This window comes from Enterococcus sp. DIV0724b (genome assembly GCF_050531475.1).
Taxonomy (GTDB): Bacteria; Bacillota; Bacilli; order Lactobacillales; family Enterococcaceae; genus Enterococcus_L; species Enterococcus_L haemoperoxidus.
Genome location: NZ_CP172890.1, coordinates 2,283,015 through 2,303,253, shown reverse-complemented (window position 1 = coordinate 2,303,253; position 20,239 = coordinate 2,283,015). Strand labels below are relative to the sequence as shown.

The 20,239-nt window shown below is 35.0% G+C and carries 18 protein-coding genes; 15 read left to right on the top strand and 3 right to left on the bottom strand.

Features of this window, described 5'->3' with window-relative positions:
• Positions 1–85: 85 nt before the first annotated feature.
• A complete protein-coding gene (locus IGJ02_RS10605; protein WP_010763253.1) occupies positions 86–751 on the top strand; it encodes a redox-sensing transcriptional repressor Rex in 666 nt (221 codons plus the stop codon).
• Positions 752–829: 78 nt separating this feature from the next.
• On the opposite strand, the gene IGJ02_RS10600 is transcribed toward IGJ02_RS10605, so the two are convergent.
• Positions 830–1,498 carry a CPBP family intramembrane glutamic endopeptidase gene (locus IGJ02_RS10600; protein WP_430604103.1) on the bottom strand — a complete coding sequence of 223 codons (669 nt, stop codon included), beginning with the start codon at positions 1,496–1,498 and terminating at the stop codon, positions 830–832.
• An 85-nt stretch (positions 1,499–1,583) separates the two neighbouring features.
• Positions 1,584–1,766, bottom strand: a complete 183-nt coding sequence (locus tag IGJ02_RS10595) for a hypothetical protein (RefSeq protein WP_010763255.1) — start codon at positions 1,764–1,766, stop codon at positions 1,584–1,586.
• Between the two features lie 271 nt (positions 1,767–2,037).
• Between IGJ02_RS10595 and groES the strand changes: the two genes are divergently transcribed.
• Both groES and groL read left to right on the top strand, forming a co-directional pair.
• Complete coding sequence (gene groES, locus IGJ02_RS10590) at positions 2,038–2,322, top strand: co-chaperone GroES (RefSeq protein WP_430601950.1); 285 nt, start codon at positions 2,038–2,040, stop codon at positions 2,320–2,322.
• A 62-nt stretch (positions 2,323–2,384) separates the two neighbouring features.
• Entirely contained in the window at positions 2,385–4,013 is a 1,629-nt protein-coding gene (groL, locus tag IGJ02_RS10585; RefSeq protein WP_430601949.1) for a chaperonin GroEL, read from the top strand.
• A gap of 432 nt (positions 4,014–4,445) precedes the next feature.
• On the opposite strand, the gene IGJ02_RS10580 is transcribed toward groL, so the two are convergent.
• Positions 4,446–5,186 (bottom strand): TraX family protein, encoded by a 741-nt coding sequence (locus tag IGJ02_RS10580; protein ID WP_430601948.1) that lies wholly within the window; start codon positions 5,184–5,186, stop codon positions 4,446–4,448.
• Positions 5,187–5,839: 653 nt separating this feature from the next.
• On the opposite strand from IGJ02_RS10580, the gene IGJ02_RS10575 reads away from it, so the two are divergent.
• The 12 genes from IGJ02_RS10575 (at position 5,840) to IGJ02_RS10520 (ending at position 20,239) form a co-directional block, all read left to right on the top strand.
• A complete protein-coding gene (locus IGJ02_RS10575; protein WP_010763259.1) occupies positions 5,840–6,904 on the top strand; it encodes a tyrosine-type recombinase/integrase in 1,065 nt (354 codons plus the stop codon).
• 381 nt (positions 6,905–7,285) lie between these two features.
• A complete protein-coding gene (locus IGJ02_RS10570) occupies positions 7,286–7,996 on the top strand; it encodes a winged helix-turn-helix domain-containing protein (RefSeq protein WP_010763260.1) in 711 nt (236 codons plus the stop codon).
• 182 nt (positions 7,997–8,178) lie between these two features.
• The gene (locus IGJ02_RS10565) at positions 8,179–9,510 is read left to right on the top strand and encodes a pectate lyase-like adhesive domain-containing protein (RefSeq protein WP_010763261.1); all 1,332 of its coding nucleotides are present in this window, start codon (positions 8,179–8,181) and stop codon (positions 9,508–9,510) included.
• A gap of 231 nt (positions 9,511–9,741) precedes the next feature.
• Positions 9,742–12,192, top strand: a complete 2,451-nt coding sequence (locus tag IGJ02_RS10560; protein ID WP_430601947.1) for a hypothetical protein — start codon at positions 9,742–9,744, stop codon at positions 12,190–12,192.
• A gap of 27 nt (positions 12,193–12,219) precedes the next feature.
• Positions 12,220–12,552, top strand: coding sequence for an LPXTG cell wall anchor domain-containing protein (locus IGJ02_RS10555; RefSeq protein WP_430604100.1), 333 nt, complete (start codon positions 12,220–12,222; stop codon positions 12,550–12,552).
• Complete coding sequence (locus IGJ02_RS10550; RefSeq protein ID WP_010763264.1) at positions 12,549–13,346, top strand: WxL domain-containing protein; 798 nt, start codon at positions 12,549–12,551, stop codon at positions 13,344–13,346. The genes IGJ02_RS10555 and IGJ02_RS10550 overlap by 4 nt, the downstream gene beginning before the upstream one ends.
• Before the next feature lie 29 nt (positions 13,347–13,375).
• A complete protein-coding gene (locus IGJ02_RS10545) occupies positions 13,376–14,167 on the top strand; it encodes a WxL domain-containing protein (RefSeq protein ID WP_430601946.1) in 792 nt (263 codons plus the stop codon).
• A 211-nt stretch (positions 14,168–14,378) separates the two neighbouring features.
• Entirely contained in the window at positions 14,379–15,428 is a 1,050-nt protein-coding gene (locus IGJ02_RS10540) for a DUF916 and DUF3324 domain-containing protein (RefSeq protein ID WP_010763266.1), read from the top strand.
• A gap of 17 nt (positions 15,429–15,445) precedes the next feature.
• Positions 15,446–16,114: a hypothetical protein gene (locus IGJ02_RS10535; RefSeq protein WP_430601945.1), complete on the top strand. Its 669-nt coding sequence runs from the start codon at positions 15,446–15,448 to the stop codon at positions 16,112–16,114.
• Positions 16,115–16,124: 10 nt separating this feature from the next.
• A complete protein-coding gene (gene lepB / locus IGJ02_RS10530) occupies positions 16,125–16,886 on the top strand; it encodes a signal peptidase I (RefSeq protein WP_430601944.1) in 762 nt (253 codons plus the stop codon).
• 41 nt (positions 16,887–16,927) lie between these two features.
• Positions 16,928–17,599 (top strand): signal peptidase I, encoded by a 672-nt coding sequence (gene lepB / locus IGJ02_RS10525; RefSeq protein WP_010763269.1) that lies wholly within the window; start codon positions 16,928–16,930, stop codon positions 17,597–17,599.
• Between the two features lie 36 nt (positions 17,600–17,635).
• Positions 17,636–20,239 carry a YfhO family protein gene (locus tag IGJ02_RS10520; protein ID WP_430601943.1) on the top strand — a complete coding sequence of 868 codons (2,604 nt, stop codon included), beginning with the start codon at positions 17,636–17,638 and terminating at the stop codon, positions 20,237–20,239.

The following is a 20,239-nucleotide window of genomic DNA, read 5'->3' as shown; positions in this document are numbered from 1 at the left end:
AGCTGTAAGATTGCTTTTTATCTGGAACAACTGCTATCATGAGAGATGGATATTTGTCTATATTTAGAGTATTGGAGGTACGATTGTGAAAGACCAAATTATTCCAAAAGCAACGGCAAGACGCCTTCCCCTATATTATCGTTATTTGAGAATTCTGCATGATGCAGGCAAAAATAAAGTATCATCTACTGAGCTCAGTGATGCAGTGCAAGTAGATAGCGCAACGATTCGACGAGATTTTTCTTATTTTGGCGAATTAGGTAAGCGTGGCTATGGCTACGATGTAGAGAATTTAATGAATTTCTTTGCAAAAACATTGAATGATGATGAATTAACAAACGTAGCATTGATTGGTGTAGGGAACTTAGGAAGTGCCTTACTAAAGTATAAATTTCATCAAAGTAACAGTATTCGTGTTAGTTGTGCATTTGATGTCAACGATGATATTGTTGGCAGAATTGTCGATGGTATTCCGGTATATCCTATGACGGATATGATGGAACAAATTCGTGTACAGCAAATCGAGGTAGCAATTTTGACATTGCCAGCACGTAAAGCGCAAGAAGTAGTGAGTCAGTTAGCAGATGCTGGAGTAAAAGGTATTTTAAACTTTACAGCAGCCCGTTTAGTAGCGCCCACAGATGTTTTAATTCAAAATGTTGATTTGACAAATGAATTACAAACGTTGATTTACTTCTTACACCACGATAATGAATTAGCTGAGACGGAAGTCGAAGACGAAAAAGAATAAGAAAAACCTCCTATGATTGCAATTTTGTAAGAAATGCAATCATAGGAGGTTTTATTGTTCAGAGACTTGTTTAACTCATTATTTAGGTAGTTCAATATTTCCGTAGTGCAACATAAGTTGGGCAATGACAACGAGCGTATTCATCCCACAATGTGCAATGATCGAAGTCCAAATTTTCCCAGTCATTTTATACAGTACGGCAAAAAAGAAGCCCATGAAAAAATAAACAAAGAAATGCCCATCTTGATGAATAACAGAGAATAAGGAAGAACTAATAATAGCTGAAATCCAAAAACCAGTATACGCCTCTGTCAAGCCAATCAAAGAACGACGGAAAACAAATTCTTCCATGATAGGACCTCCAATAGTTGTTGCTAAAATAAAGAGTGGGTTAGCCAGAATAACTGCGATAATGTTTTGGGTATTTTCTGAACTAGGCTTAGCTCCGGTGATTGTTGTTTCGATACTAAAAACGATCGCTTGAATAATCATGGCAATAAAAATTCCACTGAATCCAAGTAATAAAGTAAATACAGGAGACGTAAGCTTAGCCTCTTGTTCTACTATTGTACTAGCAGTTTTTTTATTTTTAAAATAAAGCCAGATCATTAAAACAGCGCCAAGAATATACGTGACAGTTGTAGCACTAATTATAATATCACGTGAAAAAGGCTTGAAAAGAAAAGGCGAAAAGAATACGATGCCATATAGAAGGATCATTGTAAAACTTAGTTTTTTAATAGACAGATTTGTAGGCATAGAAAAAAAACTCCTTTCAACATTTACATAGCGGAAAAAGTACATTATAGTTTGCTTTTAATTTAGCAGGTTGTTATTTTCGATGATTATTGCGATATCCTAATAATAGAAAAATAAATACAAAGAAAAATGCTGCTTCCCATAAAGTAGTGGTCCAATCAAAACGTCTGCTCACTCCAAAAAAGAAGTTACCGACATTTGCAATAATCAAATAAAGTCCAGTTATCGTCAAAGCTCCGGTGATTCGTTGTTTCATTTTAATCGCCTCTCTTTCTGTTCTTATTTTACCATGAAATGGATCAGAGTGAAGAAATATAGTAATCTAAATTAAGGGACTTGTGCGTTGCAATGTACAAAAGTGTAAAAAGATAATCTCATGTCCAAAAAAATGAAGGAAGAATTATTTTATAAAATTAGTCAAAAGACTTGCAAAACGATAGGGAAATGAGTATTATAAATAGTGTGAGTTAGCACTCGTTAACTAAGAGTGCTAAAAAAGATAAATATTTTTTATGGAGGGATTTATTGTGTTAAAACCATTAAGCGATCGCGTCATTATTGAAGTCGCGAAAGAAGAAGAAAAAACAGTAGGAGGCATCGTCTTAGCATCTGCTGCCAAAGAAAAGCCTCAAACCGGAAATGTTATCGCAGTAGGTGAAGGCCGTGTTTTAGAGAACGGTACAAAAGTTCCTGCCGATGTTAAAGTAGGCGATACCGTAATGTTTGAAAAATATTCAGGTACAGAAGTTAAATATGAAGGAAATGATTATTTGATCGTTTCTGGTAAAGACATTATTGCGATCGTCGAGTAACTCATTTTTAAACATAAAAAATCATTTAAAATAAAAAATAAAATTTTTGAGGTGAAGGAATTATGGCAAAAGAAATCAAATTTGCAGAAGATGCGCGTGCAGCAATGCTTCGTGGAGTAGATATTTTAGCAGACACAGTAAAAGTAACATTAGGTCCTAAAGGTCGTAACGTTGTTTTGGAAAAATCTTTCGGTTCACCATTGATCACAAATGACGGTGTAACGATTGCAAAAGAAATTGAATTAGAAGATCACTTTGAAAATATGGGTGCTAAATTAGTTTCTGAAGTTGCTTCTAAAACAAATGATATTGCAGGAGACGGAACAACAACTGCGACAGTATTAACACAAGCAATCGTTCGTGAAGGCTTAAAAAATGTTACTGCTGGTGCGAATCCTTTAGGAATCCGCCGTGGAATCGAATTGGCCACAAAAGCTGCAGTTGAAGAATTACACAACATTTCAACTGTTGTTGATTCAAAAGAAGCAATCGCGCAAGTGGCAGCTGTTTCTTCTGGCTCAGAACGTGTTGGACAATTGATTGCTGATGCAATGGAAAAAGTTGGAAACGATGGTGTGATCACGATCGAAGAATCGAAAGGGATCGAAACTGAATTAGACGTTGTTGAAGGAATGCAATTTGACCGCGGCTACTTATCTCAATACATGGTAACAGACAATGATAAAATGGAAGCTGTTTTAGAAAATCCATATATCTTGATTACTGACAAAAAAATCTCTAACATCCAAGATATCTTGCCATTGTTAGAACAAATCTTACAACAAAGCCGTCCATTATTGATCATCGCGGATGATGTTGATGGAGAAGCGTTACCAACACTTGTTTTAAATAAAATTCGTGGAACTTTCAATGTTGTCGCTGTTAAAGCACCAGGATTTGGGGATCGTCGTAAAGCAATGCTTGAAGATATTGCGATGTTAACAGGTGCCACAGTGATTACTGAAGATCTTGGTCTTGAATTAAAAGATACAACGATCGAAAATCTTGGTAATGCAAGCAAAGTTGTTGTTGATAAAGATAATACAACAATCGTTGAAGGTGCTGGCGAAAAAGCTGGTATCGATGCGCGTGTTCAATTGATCAAAAACCAAATTGCAGAAACAACATCTGATTTTGACCGTGAAAAATTACAAGAGCGTTTAGCGAAATTAGCTGGTGGTGTTGCAGTTGTTAAAGTTGGAGCTGCAACGGAAACAGAATTAAAAGAATTAAAATTACGTATTGAAGATGCATTGAACGCTACTCGTGCCGCTGTTGAAGAAGGTATGGTATCTGGTGGTGGTACAGCTTTAGTAAATGTAATTGGCAAAGTTGCTGCGTTAGATGCTGAAGGCGATGTTGCAACTGGTGTGAAAATCGTTGTTCGTGCTCTAGAAGAACCAATCCGTCAAATTGCTGAAAATGCTGGATATGAAGGTTCAGTAATCGTTGATAAATTAAAAAATATCGATTTAGGTATTGGTTTTAATGCTGCAAATGGCGAATGGGTAAACATGGTAGAAGCAGGAATCGTTGACCCAACCAAAGTAACACGTTCAGCATTACAAAATGCTGCTTCAGTTGCTGCATTATTATTAACAACAGAAGCAGTAGTTGCAGATAAACCAGAACCAGCAGGAGCTGCAATGCCTCCAATGGACCCTTCAATGGGAATGGGCGGCATGATGTAGACACTAATTAAGGGTTCTTTGTCAACTAATGTTTGTGAAGAAAATCCAAAGAATTAAATCGATTAGTATAATTCCTAGAGGAACTTTCCTCTAGGTTTTTTTTGAAACAGAATTGTGCCAAAATAAAAAGAAATTCTTAATTTGATAGTGTAAAAGTTACGCAACCTGTAAACATCTATCGTCAACACTTTAATATGTTTATTTAAACATTCTAATGGTCTATTAGAATAAGGTAATTCTAGTGCATTTTTTACTTCATTTTAACTGGTTTTCGTCGACTTAATTCTAATGAAAATAGGGTATCTTCTCGATTATTTTACATTAAAAAAGATGCCGGTGATTTCTCATCAACATCAGAAAGTATAAAGCCCAAAAAATAGCAAGCTAACATGTAAAAGTGTTAGCTCGCTATTTTTTTGCTGATTTATTAATTTAGTTGAAGTAAGGCATGATCAAAAACTGTTGAATACCAGTCAGTACTAACAAATGAACTGGATAAAACCAATAAAAAAAATATTTCCACTGTTTGCCGCGTTTACCATTATAAAAATAGATTGGAAGAAAAGCTGTTGGTCCAAATAGACTATTTTGCAAAAGAACCCCTGCACCTAAAAGACATTTCGCTAAACGAAAATCTCTAAATAGATATAAAATGACAATCAATAAAACCCCAATCCAACCACCATAATCTGTATGGAACCATTCAGCTAAAAAAATCCCAATTCCTATCAGAATCAAAGAAAGCGTGATCGTTGTAATCGATCGTGCGGATAATTTTTTTAACCCAATGATTACAAGCAAACCAATCAATAGAGTGAAAAAAACATTTTGGCTTTTCAAATCAATAAGTTGGTGTGAAAAAGCGAGATCATAAGGAATCTCAGAAATAAAAGCGAATAATGATAAACGTATCAGATAGCGTTTTGTATTTGAAGTATGAAGAAAGCCTTCCACAAGTAAAAAACAAAAAATGGGAAATGCAAGTCTTCCAAATATAATGAAAACACGGAAAAACACTTGAAGCGTTTCAGACAAAGGAGTAGGTCCCGGAGCAAAAGGAACTGACATTGCTGATGGTGGAAAAGAAATGATTTTGGCTGTGTGATCAAGGAACATAGCAACAACAGCAATCCATTTTAATTGGCTGCCAGATAAAAAACGTGTTGTTTCCAATCGAAGTTCTCCTATTCTAAAGGGTATACTATTGTCTTATTTTACCACAGATAATTCTATAAATGATTGATTAGAAAAAGAATGATAGCCTAATAAATAGATAAAAACTGTTGATGAAAAGTTATCGTAAACTTTTCATCAACAGTTTTGGAAAAATATATATTAATGATATTTAAAATAGATTATTTTTTAATTAAATAGTGAAAAAAATAGGATATATTGTTATAATGAAACTACGATCAAGTGATAAAGATCTTTCTTGAATGTAGTAGTTATAAGAAAATAATGTTCTAAAAAATGATCTAACCAGCTTTGATTTCTAGCTACTAATTCATTTTATATCAAAAATAGGAAGCAGTCTATAAGTAAAAGTTCGGTTTTTTATCATTTTTTTAATAAAATTGATAAAAAAATGAGAATAATTAACTACTATTTTGAATGTAGTGTGAAAAATAGATGGATTTTATCATGATTTTTCTTGTTTATGTCCTATTTTATCCAGTAAAGGTTAATCAGTATTCGTTAGAAAATGATTTTATATTTTTTAGCCGTCAAATAAGCCGTCAATTTTTTTGGGGAAAGGGTGTCGTGTTTTGAGCAGAAAAGGTGAGAACATTTATAAAAGAAAGGATGGTCGTTGGGAAGGCCGATATATGAAAGCGAGAAATGAGCATGGTAAAATTATTTATGGCTATATTTATGGGAAACGCTATAGACATGTAAAAGAACGATTGGCTGAATTGAAAGTTCAATACTCTTTTTCGCACAAAAATATCAACGTGTACAAAGGCACAGTTGAAAATTGGTTAAATCATTGGTTGAATGTATTGATGCAAAAGAAAATTAAGCGTTCTACTTATTCAAGTTATCGTTTGCGTATCGACAAATACATTATTCCGTTTCTAGGAAAAAAACAATTAACTCAATTGAAAAGTCAAGACGTAGAAGAATTTGCTAACTATCTCACTCAATTGGATTTATCTCCTTCGACTATCCATTCGATTATAACTGTACTAAAAAGTGCGATGAACAAAGCTTGTATTGAAAATTACATACTGTCTAATCCATGTAAAAATCTATTTTTGGCAGCAACGAAAAATTCAGAAATATCAGCACTTAGTATGAAAGAACAAGAAAAAATCGAGCAAGTTGCCTTGAGAGAGGCAAACTGTTCAGCGGTTATTTTAGCATTATATACAGGTTTGAGGATCGGCGAAATCAGTGGATTAAAGTGGAGTGATATCGACTTTGAAAAAAATATTATTTATATAAGAAGGACACTTTATAGAATTCCTAGCACAACAAACAGCAATAAAACAGAGATCATTTTGGCAGAGCCAAAAACGAAAAGCTCTAAGCGTTCGATTCCTTTAGCCAAAAATTTGAAAAACTACCTATTGGATAAGCAGAAAAGTATTACTTCTGAATATGTGATTTCTTGCAAAGAGAGTTATGCTGAGCCTAGAGTTATCAGTTATCGATTTAGAAAAATCATTGAAGAAGCTGGCATTCGATCGGTTCATTTTCATATTTTGCGTCATACATTCGCTACAAGGTGCGTTGAGCAAGGGATCGATATTGCGACATTAAGTAAATTACTAGGACATGCTTCAATAAAACTGACCTTAGATACTTACACAGACTCTCTTTGGGAAAATAGAAAAGCAGCGGTTTCAGTAATTGATAATAAATTAAGAACGGCATTTGTTTCATCCTAAATAAAAAAATAGTTCATGTTAAAACGAATCATTCGTTTTAACATGAACTATTTTTTTACCAGTAAGTTTCAACCTAGCAAATATATAGTATTTTTTAGCCGTCAAAAAATGGTCAATGTAACTTTTAAGCCCTGTCAAATGAACTAAAACGAGCATTTTTCTTATAACTACTACATTCAAGAAAAATCAGTTTAGCCAATTTTTAGAAACACCGCCGTTTGGTCTATTTATTAAGCCCTTAATAAATAAACGTATACTTATTATAATCGCAAATCTAGAATTTCTAAACTCTAAAGTCTTCAAAATCAGTAGAAAATTAAGTTCGAAACATTGAATCAACTAAAAAACATAGAAAAATGATGGTAAGGGAGGATATCAACAATGTATGTGATTGGATACATTGCATCAAATAATGAAATAAGTGAACAACATAAAAAACTATTTGAATCACTTCATTGTCAGATTCAACTGATTGAAAAGGAAAAAGTTGTTCAACTCCTTGAAAAGGAGAATAACGTATTACAACATATTGAAACCTTAATTATCGATGTGGATAGGCTAAGTAATTTTAATTGGGTTTGTGAAATAATCATGAATTTACGCAAGCAAACGACGTTACCACTTTGGATTTTAACTTCATCTAACTATACAAATCGAACAAACCGAATTGTCTATTTACAGCTTGGCGTGGATGGCGTTCTCGACAAAGAACATGGGTTAGATGAGCCTATTTTGATGATGAGAAACTTAATGCAGCGATTTAAGCAACAGGTGACACCTAAAAATACATTAAGTAGTGAATCTGTTCAGTTTAAGTTAATACCGCAGAATTTAAGTGTCAGCTTAAACCATGGTGAGGAAGTCAACTTAACAAAATTAGAATTTCTAACAATCGAGTATTTACATAAGCATGCCCGCGAAACAATGACATACGAAGATATCTATGAAAATGTATGGAATGATAGCTATGGAAATAGAAAATATCGAGTATCTAATTTAGTCTTTCATTTACGAAAAAAATTGGAATCAGATATTGAAAAACCAAAATACATTAAAACAATCCGCTCTAAAGGGTATATGTTAAATGTTTAGCTTAAAAAAATAGTAATTATTTAGGGGGAAAAGACATGCGGAGATATTTGATTTCAGTTAAGAAAATCATTTGCGAAACAGGCTAGAATGAATGAGCTGAGTCAATCGTTGCTTGTTTGTCTGGAAAGGAGGGGAAAACTGGGTCGTTTCGTAAACAATATAAACTTTGGGAGGAAAAAGATTTGAAAAAAACACATGTATTGAAAAATGGGTTACTAACATTGGCAGCGACCCTTGCACTAGGAGCAGTAGTATTGACAGTACCAACTACCATTTCAGGAAGTCCGGTTGTGGCTTATGCAGCGGAGGAAACAGCAGAAGTAGCGACAATCGCTGAATTTGAAGCAGCATTAAAAAATCCAACGATCACTGTAATCAATGTGAACCAAAGTATTCAATTCACTAAAAACATTACAAATATCCCTAATCGTGATTTAACGATCAACGGAAATGCGGATAAAGGTGTCGTGATCAATTCAGCTCACAACTCTATCTACGGCAAACAAAACACAAAAGGTAAAAATCTAGTAACGATCACTAACGCTAATATTGTTGGTGCAGACAGTGACGGACGTTTCTTTACAGGCGGAGCAGGTAATGGTCCTTCAAGTTACGGTTGGGATGTTTTAGCGAAAAATGTTACTTACACTGGTGCTCGTTTTGTTCACCTTAGTGAAGGAAAATTAACATTTGATGGCACAAACACTATCACAACTCGTGCTGAAAATGCTTGGGTTCATGATTTAGAATTCAAAGCTGGTTCTACCTATAATGGAATTGCGGCAAATAAAGACCATGGTCAATTTTCAGCTTTCTACTTCAACGGTGCTTTGATCAAAGGCAAAGCAACTGGTGAAGCAATTATCGGAGACAAAGCAAAAGTAAATGTAAAAATTGGACCACAAAGTAATGTTAACCATTACTATCCAGTTTTTTATGACAAAGTTCAAAAAGTAGATGTTGGTACAGATGCTTCACTTGATGTTGATGCAGCTGGAGTGGCATTCCAATTTATTCCTCGTGCAGATTACGTGAACAAAGTACCAACATTTAATCTAGCTGCTGGAAGTAAAGTTCACTTGAATGGCCGTGGTGGCGGAAACTACGCAACAATGAAATTACAGTACTACGGATCAGAAGTAAATGTTTCTGAAGGGGCTGAATTAGTTGTTACTGGTAACAGTACAAAAGCTGTTATTGAAAGTGAGTATAAAGGTGCGGTAATCAATTTAAACGCTCCTGAAAACTTTGAAGTAACAAACAAAAAAGCAAATTCAAAACTATTCTATTCAACAAATACAACAATTAATGCAACAGACGTAAGTGAAGTAGCAACTTGGGCTCAAACTGGCGGTGAATATGAATACACACCAGTTTATTTAGATGCCGGAGACTTTTCACTGAACTTTGGTAAGATCTGTAACAGTAAAACCTTATCTATAACAGGAGATCTATCACCTAATTTTGCTTTAGAAAACTACGGGAAAATTTCTCTAGTTGGCGGCGGCGCATAGTTATTCTGTGTTAAACACAAAGCTGTCAACGAGTGCAGTTTAATGAAAGATTCGTATAAATAATGAATAACGATTAGATGATGTTGGGGAAATTTTTTCGAATGACTTCACTAGAAAATTGATTTCTCGTGAGAGCCAACAGAAAATTTTCCCAACAGTCTTATAAATTAAACTGCTTCAGTCGTAAATGATATTCGTTTAACTTAATTTGTTTGCTGAGGAGGTGGAACAGTGAAAAAAAATAAGTGGAGAGCTTTCGTGGTTATCTGTTTTATGTTACTTGGAATTTACTATATAAATACTAGTAAAGATAAAGCCATACTGGCTGCTCCAGAAAACTACAATGATATCTTATTAGCTCCAGGCATTAATATCGCCAATGGGGTAGGGACAGATACTGAAATCCCAGGAGATTTTGGTACAATGTTCAAACTGACCAAAGAGGTTAGTTATGAAGTCAAAGGCTTAAAAGATCCGGTAAATGATGTACTTGTAAAAACAGGTTCAGGAATAAATGACCCAAAAGCTTCAAAAGTATTTCGATTTAGTCCTGATAATGTTGTACCTGAAAAAAGTGTTTTGGTAAAGAATGCAGGACTTTACAATGGCAGAAGCATTGATTTAAAGCTAGTGATCGACGATATGGATATTGCACCCGATGAGACGACTGGAAAATATCCATATGTAAACTTTATGGCGGTAAATTATAACGACAAAGACAAAACGGATGAAATTCCATCAACCAATATAAAGGTCTGGAATGAAATGTTTTTAATGTTCGGAAGTGCGACAAGAAGTAGTTCAGGATTCAATGATGCCTACGCTATTGGAGACAAAGTAGACTATCATTATGAATTTTTTGACCACGAAACGGGCGCTGTAGTGAATTTCCAAGGTACTTGGAATTTTAATAACATCAATGGCTTGAAAGCCGTAACAACAGACTTTGATGGGGATTTCAATAATTTATATGTGTTAAAAGATACGTGGATTGGTTATTTGAAAGATACACCGAAAGCTGGAAAGCTTGAGCTTTACGGTACGAATACAACAGTCAATAGTGAAAGAAGTCTTTTGACTCAGCTTTTTTCCGGAAAAACATTTTATACAAGTCTAGAACGCAGATCGGCAACAACGAGCGTTAGACCAAGTCAAATGGTTGTAATGTATGGAACGCAATCTCTCGCTAGGATAGCACCAGCTACGCCGATAGTCTATGGCGTGAAAAATGAAGCAACGCATACCGATGCGGATTATCTGAATCTGACATATTCAATACTACAAACAATTCCTGATAATAAAATTGAGAATAGAGATGACTCGTTCAAAATCGAAACTGAAGTACCAAGTGTTTATGATATCGATTTATCTGCCATTAAGATTTTTGAATATGGTACAGATAAAGAGTGGACTAGCTTATTCAAAATAGATAAAGAGCCAAACAACTCAAGTAAATTAATCTTAAATGCGGATTTATCAACGGCTACTAATGCAGAGAACTTTAATGGAAAAGTATTTGATATCAAGATAAAAGCAAAGACAAATGCTTCATTTAATTTTAATAAAAATGATACAACTTACGGATATCAAAGTAGTGGGGCCGACAATGGTTATATGACTTTTGAACTTGCAGGACCAAAAACCAATGCATCTTATACTTATACTACTTCAAGTGGAGGAATATTAAGTGATACGTTAGACTCAAAGATTGTTGAGGGACAAACAAAATCAAAAGTTCTTTATGAAGGGGTGCCTAGTGCAGATTCTAAAGAAAATATCAAAATACCAATTGGGGCAAATTTTACAATTGACTATCCTCAACCAGGTGATTCCTTTTTAGAGAATATCCGTGTAGACACAGAAAATTTAATCGATCAGCCAATAAGTGTTACCTACACTAAGGGGAAAACATTACCTGATACATCAGTGCTTGGAGATACGACTTTATGGTTAACATTAACAACAGCTAAAAACGTTACAAAAGATATCGAGGTAAAAGTAACCATTGTCCCAACAGCCGCCGAGTTACGGGTCAAATACAAAATTAATGGCAGTTATATGACAGATAAATACCCCGATTATGTTGATTCAACTCAAATGATTGGTGCGCCAATTAACTTGAAGAATATCAAACAAGTTACAGGTACACTTGATGCAATTAAAGAAGCTGGATATAAACAGACCAATACACCAATAGAAGAATTTAATCTTTCTGCTAATGGTAATACGATAGAGTATGAATTTGAAGGAACTTTATTCCTCTTTTCAAGCCCAACTATTCTGGATTTTGGGATTGAAGAGGCAAGTTATAAAGCGATTCGAGTGAACGAAGCTCAACTTGATAAAGCATTGATCATCAAAGATACCCGAGCAGTCAAGCAGAAATGGACATTGTCAGCAAAGCTTACACAAGATTTTACCTTAACTGAAACAGATGGGACTAAAAAGATTATCCCGGATATTCTACGCTATAACGACGGTACAGATGAAGAAAAAAAATTCAATCTTACAGAAAAACGTGATTTGTTGGTAGATGAACATACAACAAGTAATGAATATGATGTGAGCAAAACCTGGAATTCAAATGGCAAAGGATTTAAGTTGGATGTACCTGGAGATACTGTTAAAACACTAGGAAAGTATCAAGCAAAAATCGAATTTACAGTAAATGCAACGCCTTAAAAGCAAAGGAGAGACAATCAATTGATCATGAAAAAAATAAACATTAGTGTTGCTCTGGTTTTTCTTGTTTTTGTAGGCTGTCTTTTTACTGTAAAGTCTACTTCGGTTTATGGAGCGCAAGCTGCTGTGCAAACGAATGGAGAAATTGTTTTTACAACAGAAAGTTCCCAGACGTCATCGATAACAAGTGGCTCTAGCGAAGAATCAATAAAAAAACCTGTGGGTAAGTTCCCTTCAACAGGGGAATTGGTCGTAAGAAGTCTATCCGTAAGCGGATTTGTTCTAGTCTTGATCGTATTTGCTTTTTATCTATTAAAAAGAAGGAATGCCACTGACGGGAAGGACGGTCAAAGCCAATGAAAAAAATAGCATTTGCGATTGTATTTCTTGGCACCGTGCTATTATCTTACGGACAATTTGATCAAGTACAAGCACAAGAATCTCGCGAAGGTGGAGCTGAAATTGATCTTAAACGGTTTAAAGAAAACAACTCCATCATTCGAGATCCAGAAAATCCAGAAGTACAGGTTGATCCCGGTGAAACTCCACAAACAAAAGGAGACTTACGGATTGATTTTGTACCTAAATTAAACTTTAGTACAGTGCCAATTTTAGATAAAACAGCTGTATTTCCTGTGAATGCTCAATTATTCCACGACGATACAGGTGCTAGGGGGAATTTTATCCAAGTATCCGATTATCGTGATGATCCCACTGGCTGGACCTTACAAGTTAGACAAGAACAGCAATTTAAGCATGCGATAAAACAAGGCGTAGAACTAAAAGGCGCAGTGATTTCATTAGATCAAATATGGACGAACTCAACAAAAGATGCTTCACTTTCACCCAGTGTTTCCAAAGAAGTAATTCATATGAGTAATGTTGGAGATACTTATAATTTGGCACAAGCTCAGCCTGAAAAAGGTTCTGGGACATGGAGCATCATCTTTGGGGCATCAAAAGAAAATAAAAATGATCGTCCAAATTCATTAGAACAACGATTGGATTCTTCTGGTAAAGAAATAGAAGACCCAACCTTCAAAAAGCCTGTTTACAGTAATCAAGCGATCACTCTTTCTGTTCCAAAAGAAACAGAAAAACAAACAGGTGCTTATTCCACGGTGTTAACTTGGATATTAGCCGAGTTACCATAGATAAAACACAAAACTAGGAGGAAACACAAATGAAATTAACACACAAATTAGCTGGTACAGCGTTACTAGCAGCAGTAGCGGTAGCAGCAACAGCTCCAGGAGTAACAAAAGCCGCAGACCCAGCAGCACCAGGAGTTGGAGAAGGAGAAATCGAATTCACAAGTAAAACATATGGTTCATATGATTCTTCAGGTGTTGTACCACCAGATTATACTAGCCAATCAACAATCGACACTGATTCAACAGCGTTACTAGATGGACCATTCTTAGTACAAGGAATGTCTAAATTAGTGTTTAATTCGCAATCAGCGACAACCGGAGCAGTAACGTCATGGGCTCAACCAACTAAAGCAAATGCTGGTATGACAAATGAAGTAGACAATCGTGCAAACTGGGTACAATTTAAAGATGATCGCCAAGTAGATGACCATGGTTATGAATTGAAAGCTGTTATTTCTCAAAACTTCCAATTTAACGACACTGAAAAAGGGAAAGTTAGAAATATTAAAGGTGCTCAAATCACATATGGTAACGCAAACCTAGTAGCGGATAAAGATAATGAATCGTTAAAACCTTCTTCTACAGGGCTTAACAAGGCAGCAAAAGTGAATGAAACGGGTTCAGAATTAGTATTCAAAAATACGGAAGAAACAAAAGGACGCGGACGTTATGCTGTTTACTTTGGTGATGCTTTGGACGATACACAACCAGCAAACGAGTCTGTTAAATTAGATCTTCCAGCAAACCAAGCTGAAGAAATCATGAATGGTAAATACGTTGCGAAAATCACTTGGACACTTGAAGCAACGCCAAAACCATAAGCAAAAAACTATTGTAAGTAAGTGACCGAGACATAACTCTGTGAGTCATACCTCGGTCACACGGAATCAGAATAAATGGGGGGGCAGAAGCAACGCCTTCGGAAATAAGCTGGAACTGTGTTTTGCACAAATACCTACTTGATTCTCGGAGTTAAACTCTTCTGTCCCATCCTCTATTTATTGAGAGAACAAGAAAGGACAAAATGATCAAATGAAGAAACGAATCGGCATAGGGCTTTTTTTTAGTCTATACATAGTGGCGCTTCTTGGATTTTCTACACCAGCACATGCGAATTTACAGTTTACGTATGAAACGGTAAAACCAGAAAATCAGCAAGGAGATTTTGAGTATTTTAATTTACTTATGCAACCTGGGCAAAAGCAAACAGTGCAAGTTATGTTGTCAAATCGCGCAGATGAGGAACAAACCATTGAAGTTGGTTTAAATGGCGCAAAAACAAATTCAAACGGTGTTTTAGAATTCGGACCAAGTGCCATAAAAAACGATGCGTCATTAAAATATGATTTTAAAGATCTAGTCAAAGGGCCCAAAGAAATGACCTTAGGACCTAATGAAACTCGTCCATTAAATATAGAAATCAGTATGCCTGAAACCAATTATATTGGAAAAATTGTTGGAGGGATCCACTTAAAATCTAAACCGACGAAAAAAGAAGAAGAAGAAAATAAAAAAGCAACAGGGGTCATCAATGAATATGCCTTTGTTATTGGTATGGTATTGAGTGAATCAGATACTGTAATAAAACCAGAGTTAAGTTTGAATAAGGTCTATGCTGGCTTGGCTAACTATCGTAATAGTATTTTTGCTAATTTTTCAAATACAAGTGCTGATTTTGTCAATAATATGACAGTTGAAATGGAAGTGACCAAAAAAGGATCAGAGGCTGTTTTATACGATATAAAACGAGCAGATATGCGGATGGCACCCAACTCAATGATTGATTTTCCTTTAGAGATGAATGGAGATCAGATGGAAGCGGGTGATTACAAGGCTCATATTGTTGTCACAAGTGGTGAAGAAAAATGGACGTTTGACAAAGCATTTAAAATCACAAATGAAGAGGCTGATAAATACAACGCACAAGATGTCACATTGATTCAAGAAAGAGGAATTGATTGGAAGTTGATTGCACTGATCGTAGGCGGTGTCTTTGTTACGTTCTTGGCTATTTTCTTTATCGTTCGTAGCATGAATAAGAAAAAGAATAGTAAAAAGAGAGGAAAGAAAAAGCGTAAATAAGAAAGGAGATCGAAAGAGTGGTTTTATTAGATTGGTTTTTTATTGGTTTACTTTCTTTTGCGATCCTCTGTTTTTTACTGTTGCTTTTTTGTCTTTTTTATTTCTTTTCAATCAAAAAGGAATTAAGAAAGAAACAATGGCACAAGCGACCTAAAAATAAAATGAAAAGAAAAAAATGGTTGCGTGCAAGGAAATCGTTAGAAATACGAAAGAAACGCTATGCTACTAAAGTTTTTATTTTGTTCGTTGTGATGTTTATTTCAGCAGGCAGCGCATTTTATGCACGATACTACCAGTTGACCAATCTAACATCAGAAGATGCAAAAATTGTTGTTCAGGGGTATCTATTAACAGAAGATTTAAAAGAGAAAATGATAACGATCAAAGAAGGTGGCAGTGCTGAAAAAGTCTATCCGCAATTTCAAGAAGTCAGTGCCTTGTTAGTCTCATACGGAAATCGGCCTGTATCAGGAGGCTTATCAACGGAAGGTGCAAAGTTATTGACTCGTTATTATGTATCTATGAAAAACGTTGGGTTAAACTTATCTACTTTAAGCCAGACACAATTAGAACAGCAAGAGACGATCGACGGCTATCTAAAAGATGTCGAAAGAATCAATGAACGACAAAAAGCCGTCTTCAGTTACTTTAAAGTCAACGAGTCGGCACTGAAACAAAAAAATTAGGAGTCTCAAGATGAAACAAGCGAATACAACATCTAAGAAGAGATCGTCTAAGAAAAAACAAAAAGAGAAAAATCAGCAATTAAAACGAAAACAACCAATAAAAAAGAAGAGTGATTTTGCTGAGACAGCGAAAATTAACAGAATTTCTTCAAAGAAAAAAAGACCTGCTCAATCAAAACAGGTCCAATTTAAAAAGAAAAAGACAAAAAGAACGTTAAAAAAACGAAAAAAGCAAAGACACCAATTTTATAAAGAAATCGGTGTCAGCTTTTTTCTAATGCTAGCTCTTTTTTTTATCTTGCAAGAGTTATTTTTTAGTATGCCCTCAGTCAATGGTTACGGAATGACAACGACTTTGAATGATGGGGATCGTATTTTTGTTAGCAAACGTAGTCGAATTAAGCGATTTGATTTAGTCTACCTTAAACAACCAGATACAAAACAAATAATGGTTAGAAGAGTGATTGGGTTACCAGAAGAAGAAATAGTTTACGAAAATGATCAATTGTTGATTGATAAAAGGTCAGTAGTAGAACGTTTTTTAAAAAATGAGATTAGTGAAGCAAGCAAAGAAAAACGTTTATTAACAGAAGATTTTACGTTGGCGGCTTTAACTGGAGTAAGAACATTGCCCAAAGACTGCTATTTTGTATTGGGAGATAATCGCCATTATGCAGCGGATAGTCGCGAGTTTGGTTGGGTCGAAAAAAAAGATATTTTAGGCGTTGTAAAAGCGAGAATAGTTCCTTTTCATCATATGACGCAATTTTAAAAGAAGAATCTTGAATTCATTACATAGTGGGAGGGCAATAGGTGTCTACAAAGAGCACGCATCCGCAAGCAACAAAAAAAAGAATTTCAACTAAAAAGAAACGACGTAATTATTCAAAAGAGAAAAGAGTAAAATTCCTGAAAAAGCAATGTATTAAAACAAAACAAACAATAAAAATACGTGATATTTTTTTTCTGCTAATCCTTTCTTTTTGTTTTATCTTTTTATTCCAACATAAGACCCATCGAGTATCCGGATCATCGATGCAGCCTATTTTAGAAAATAGTGATCGTATTATTGTAAAAAAAGGCCAGTTACCTGAGCGGTATGACGTGATTACGTTTGACCCAGAAATTCCGGATGAATCTAGCTACGTAAAACGAGTCATCGGTATTCCAGGAGATCAAATATGGGCAGAGTCAAATGCTATTTATCTTAGACCACAAAAGGCTGGTAAGTGGCTATTGAACACGGCAAATCAAATTTCCGCAGAGGAGTTACCAGACAGTACATTAAAAGTGATAGTCAGTAAAGAAGTTTTTCAAACTTTAAGAGACATGCACAGGATTCCAGAAGGAAATTATGTTGTGTTAGGAGACAATCGAAGTGCTTCGAAAGATAGCCGTACAATGGGTCTGATCAAGGAAAAACAAATCGAAGGTATTGTAACGTATCGTTACTTTCCGTTGACTAAAATCGGTCGAGTAAAATAGCAAATGAAATAGTGAATGTATAGGAGGAATTACCAGATGATAAGGATTGATTGGATAAAACAGAAAGGCTGGGCTTTTCTTTTAAGTATTCTTTTACCTATGGGAATTATGTGTTTTGTCTATTTTCTTTTAGGAATCTATCCAGGCAGTGACAAGACAATTTTAGCCAGTGATGCATTGTCGCAAACCTCTAATTTTTTTGCAAGTTTAAACAATGTCTTACACGGAAAACAAAGTTTTTTCTATTCATGGTATGGATCATTGGGGCTAAATTATTGGTCTTTTATGGCTTATTATTTAAACGGAATTTTTAGTCCATTGATTTATTTTTTTGACAATAGCCAGGTACCTGATGCACTGTATCTGATTATTATATTGAAATTTGGTGCTATTGGCGGTGCTTTTTGGATCATGAGTGATCAAACCTTTAAGATCGCGCAATGGGGCAAAGTGATGCTTAGTGTTAGTTATGCGTTAAGTGGTTTTGCAGTTGCATATTCTCCTCAGCAAATGTGGTTGGATGGCTTGATTTATTTACCATTAGTGACTTTAGGGATTCATCGTTTGATGGATAGCAGAAAACCAGCACTCTTATTTAGTAGCTACTTGCTTTTATTTTTATCCAATTTTTATATGGCGTTTATGATTGGAGTGTTTTCATTTCTCTATGTTTTCTGTCGTTTTTTAACAGATCCAACAAGGTATAAAAATAGTTTGATTCCTTATTTGATTACCTCATTATTAGCAGGTGGAGCTTCGATGGTCACCATATTACCTACGTTATTTGATTTGAAAAATAACGGAGAGAGCTTAACAACGTTACAAACTTTTTTTACAAAAGACACAGGTATTTGGGATATTCCAGTTAAAACAATGGTTGGTGTTTATGATACAAGTAAATTCGGAAGTTCACCGTTTCTTTATTTTGGGTTGTTAGGTCTGGTTTTTTGCCTATTTTACTTTATCAGTCCTAAATTTCCATTGAAAAATAAACTGTTATATGGCAGTTTGTTTCTATTACTGATAGGAAGTGTCTATATCGAGTCACTCAATTTATTTTGGCACGGTTTTCACTCACCCAATATGTTTTTATTTCGTTTTAGCTTTCTTTTTTCATTTTTAGGCTTATTATTAGCTGGATTTGGATTGGAAAAAGTGACCAAAGAAGACACCAATCAGTTGGTCAATATCGTGATGGGAATGATCATACTGTACATTGCTATTATCTTTTTCGCTAATCGAAAACGATATGATTTTTTAGATAAAACCTCGATCGTAGCTACAGTTTTATTCTTGTTCGTTTATCTTTCGATGTGGTTTATTTGTGTAAAGTGGTATAAAAATAAGCGACTTTGGTGGTGCTTGTTACTTATTGTTTTTATTGGTGAAATTACGATGAATACACAACGAATGGTGACCGGGATCAATCAAGAATGGCACTATCCAGAACGTATGGCTTATGATCGGAATTATCAGGATGTTCATCAATTAGTCGAGGCGACAGAAAAAGAGAATGATACATTATATCGCTTAGCTAATTTAAATAGTATATCTAGAAATGAGAGTTTCATTTATGGATATAGCGGAGTGTCCATGTTTTCCTCAATTCGTAATCGTCATTCGTCTATGTATTTGGATGCGCTAGGGTTTCGCTCGAATGGAACGAATTTAACGATACAATATGCGAATAATACCTTAGTGATGGATGCTTTATTGGGAATCAAGTACAACATTGCACAAAAAGATCCGCAAAAATATGGTTTTACATTAAAGGAGACTGCAGGCAAACATCAACTATACGAAAACCGTTTGACTCTCCCTCTTGGAATTTTAACCGATCAAGGAATTTATAAGAAAGATGCTGTGAAAAATCAGTCTGAACTGATTCAGTATTTATCAAATCAAAAAGAGCAACTGTTTTATTTTTCGGAAGCGGAAATGATCAAGCAAGAAAATGTCCAGATTGAAGACAAAGGCTCATTTCTTTTTTACTCAAAAACGATTCCAAATAAATTACGAAAAATGACCTATTCAATCAACGTCCCGGCTCGTTCACAAGCTTATCTAAGTTTATATGGAAGAGGGATGGATGTTGATGCGATCATCAAAGTAAATGGGGTGGAACAACGTTCCGGTCTTGAAGAAAATGGTCAGTATTACAATCTTGGCTATTATGAAAAAGCTAAAAAAATCCAAGTTGAAGTAAGTTTTTCAGGAGAAGGTGTCGTTCATTTAGTGAAGCCAACTGCTATGTTTATGGATGTGGATGTATTTGAAAAATCAGTGCAATCAATTCAAAAAAAAGGCGTTGCATTTAAAACAAAAGGACGAGTGGCTAAAGCGGATGTAACTTTAGAGAAAGCACAAGTTGTATTGACTACAATTCCTTATGATAGAGGTTGGAGTGCTTATATTGATGGGAAAAAAGTAAAAATTCCGACCTTTAAGGATGCTTTTTTAGCTTTACCTGTGCCTAAAGGAACACACACAATAAAGCTTGTTTTTTTACCTGAAGGCTTTAAAGTCGGATTTGGTTTGTTCATTTGCTGCCTTATTCTTTTTATCTTTTACAACTGGTGGATGGTCAAAGAAGCTAGGCAAACAAAATTGATTGAAGATGATCAGGGAAAAGGGGTTTAA

What these genes read in the sequence shown, in the direction of transcription:
- IGJ02_RS10555 (WP_430604100.1), top strand. Translation starts at nt 12,220, where the DNA reads ATGAAAAAAATAAACATTAGTGTTGCTCTGGTTTTTCTTGTTTTTGTA.
- IGJ02_RS10520 (WP_430601943.1), top strand. Translation starts at nt 17,636, where the DNA reads ATGATAAGGATTGATTGGATAAAACAGAAAGGCTGGGCTTTTCTTTTA.
- IGJ02_RS10540 (WP_010763266.1), top strand. Translation starts at nt 14,379, where the DNA reads ATGAAGAAACGAATCGGCATAGGGCTTTTTTTTAGTCTATACATAGTG.
- lepB (WP_430601944.1), top strand. Translation starts at nt 16,125, where the DNA reads ATGAAACAAGCGAATACAACATCTAAGAAGAGATCGTCTAAGAAAAAA.
- IGJ02_RS10575 (WP_010763259.1), top strand. Translation starts at nt 5,840, where the DNA reads ATGAAAGCGAGAAATGAGCATGGTAAAATTATTTATGGCTATATTTAT.
- IGJ02_RS10550 (WP_010763264.1), top strand. Translation starts at nt 12,549, where the DNA reads ATGAAAAAAATAGCATTTGCGATTGTATTTCTTGGCACCGTGCTATTA.
- IGJ02_RS10570 (WP_010763260.1), top strand. Translation starts at nt 7,286, where the DNA reads ATGTATGTGATTGGATACATTGCATCAAATAATGAAATAAGTGAACAA.
- IGJ02_RS10545 (WP_430601946.1), top strand. Translation starts at nt 13,376, where the DNA reads ATGAAATTAACACACAAATTAGCTGGTACAGCGTTACTAGCAGCAGTA.
- IGJ02_RS10595 (WP_010763255.1), bottom strand. Translation starts at nt 1,766, where the DNA reads ATGAAACAACGAATCACCGGAGCTTTGACGATAACTGGACTTTATTTG.
- groL (WP_430601949.1), top strand. Translation starts at nt 2,385, where the DNA reads ATGGCAAAAGAAATCAAATTTGCAGAAGATGCGCGTGCAGCAATGCTT.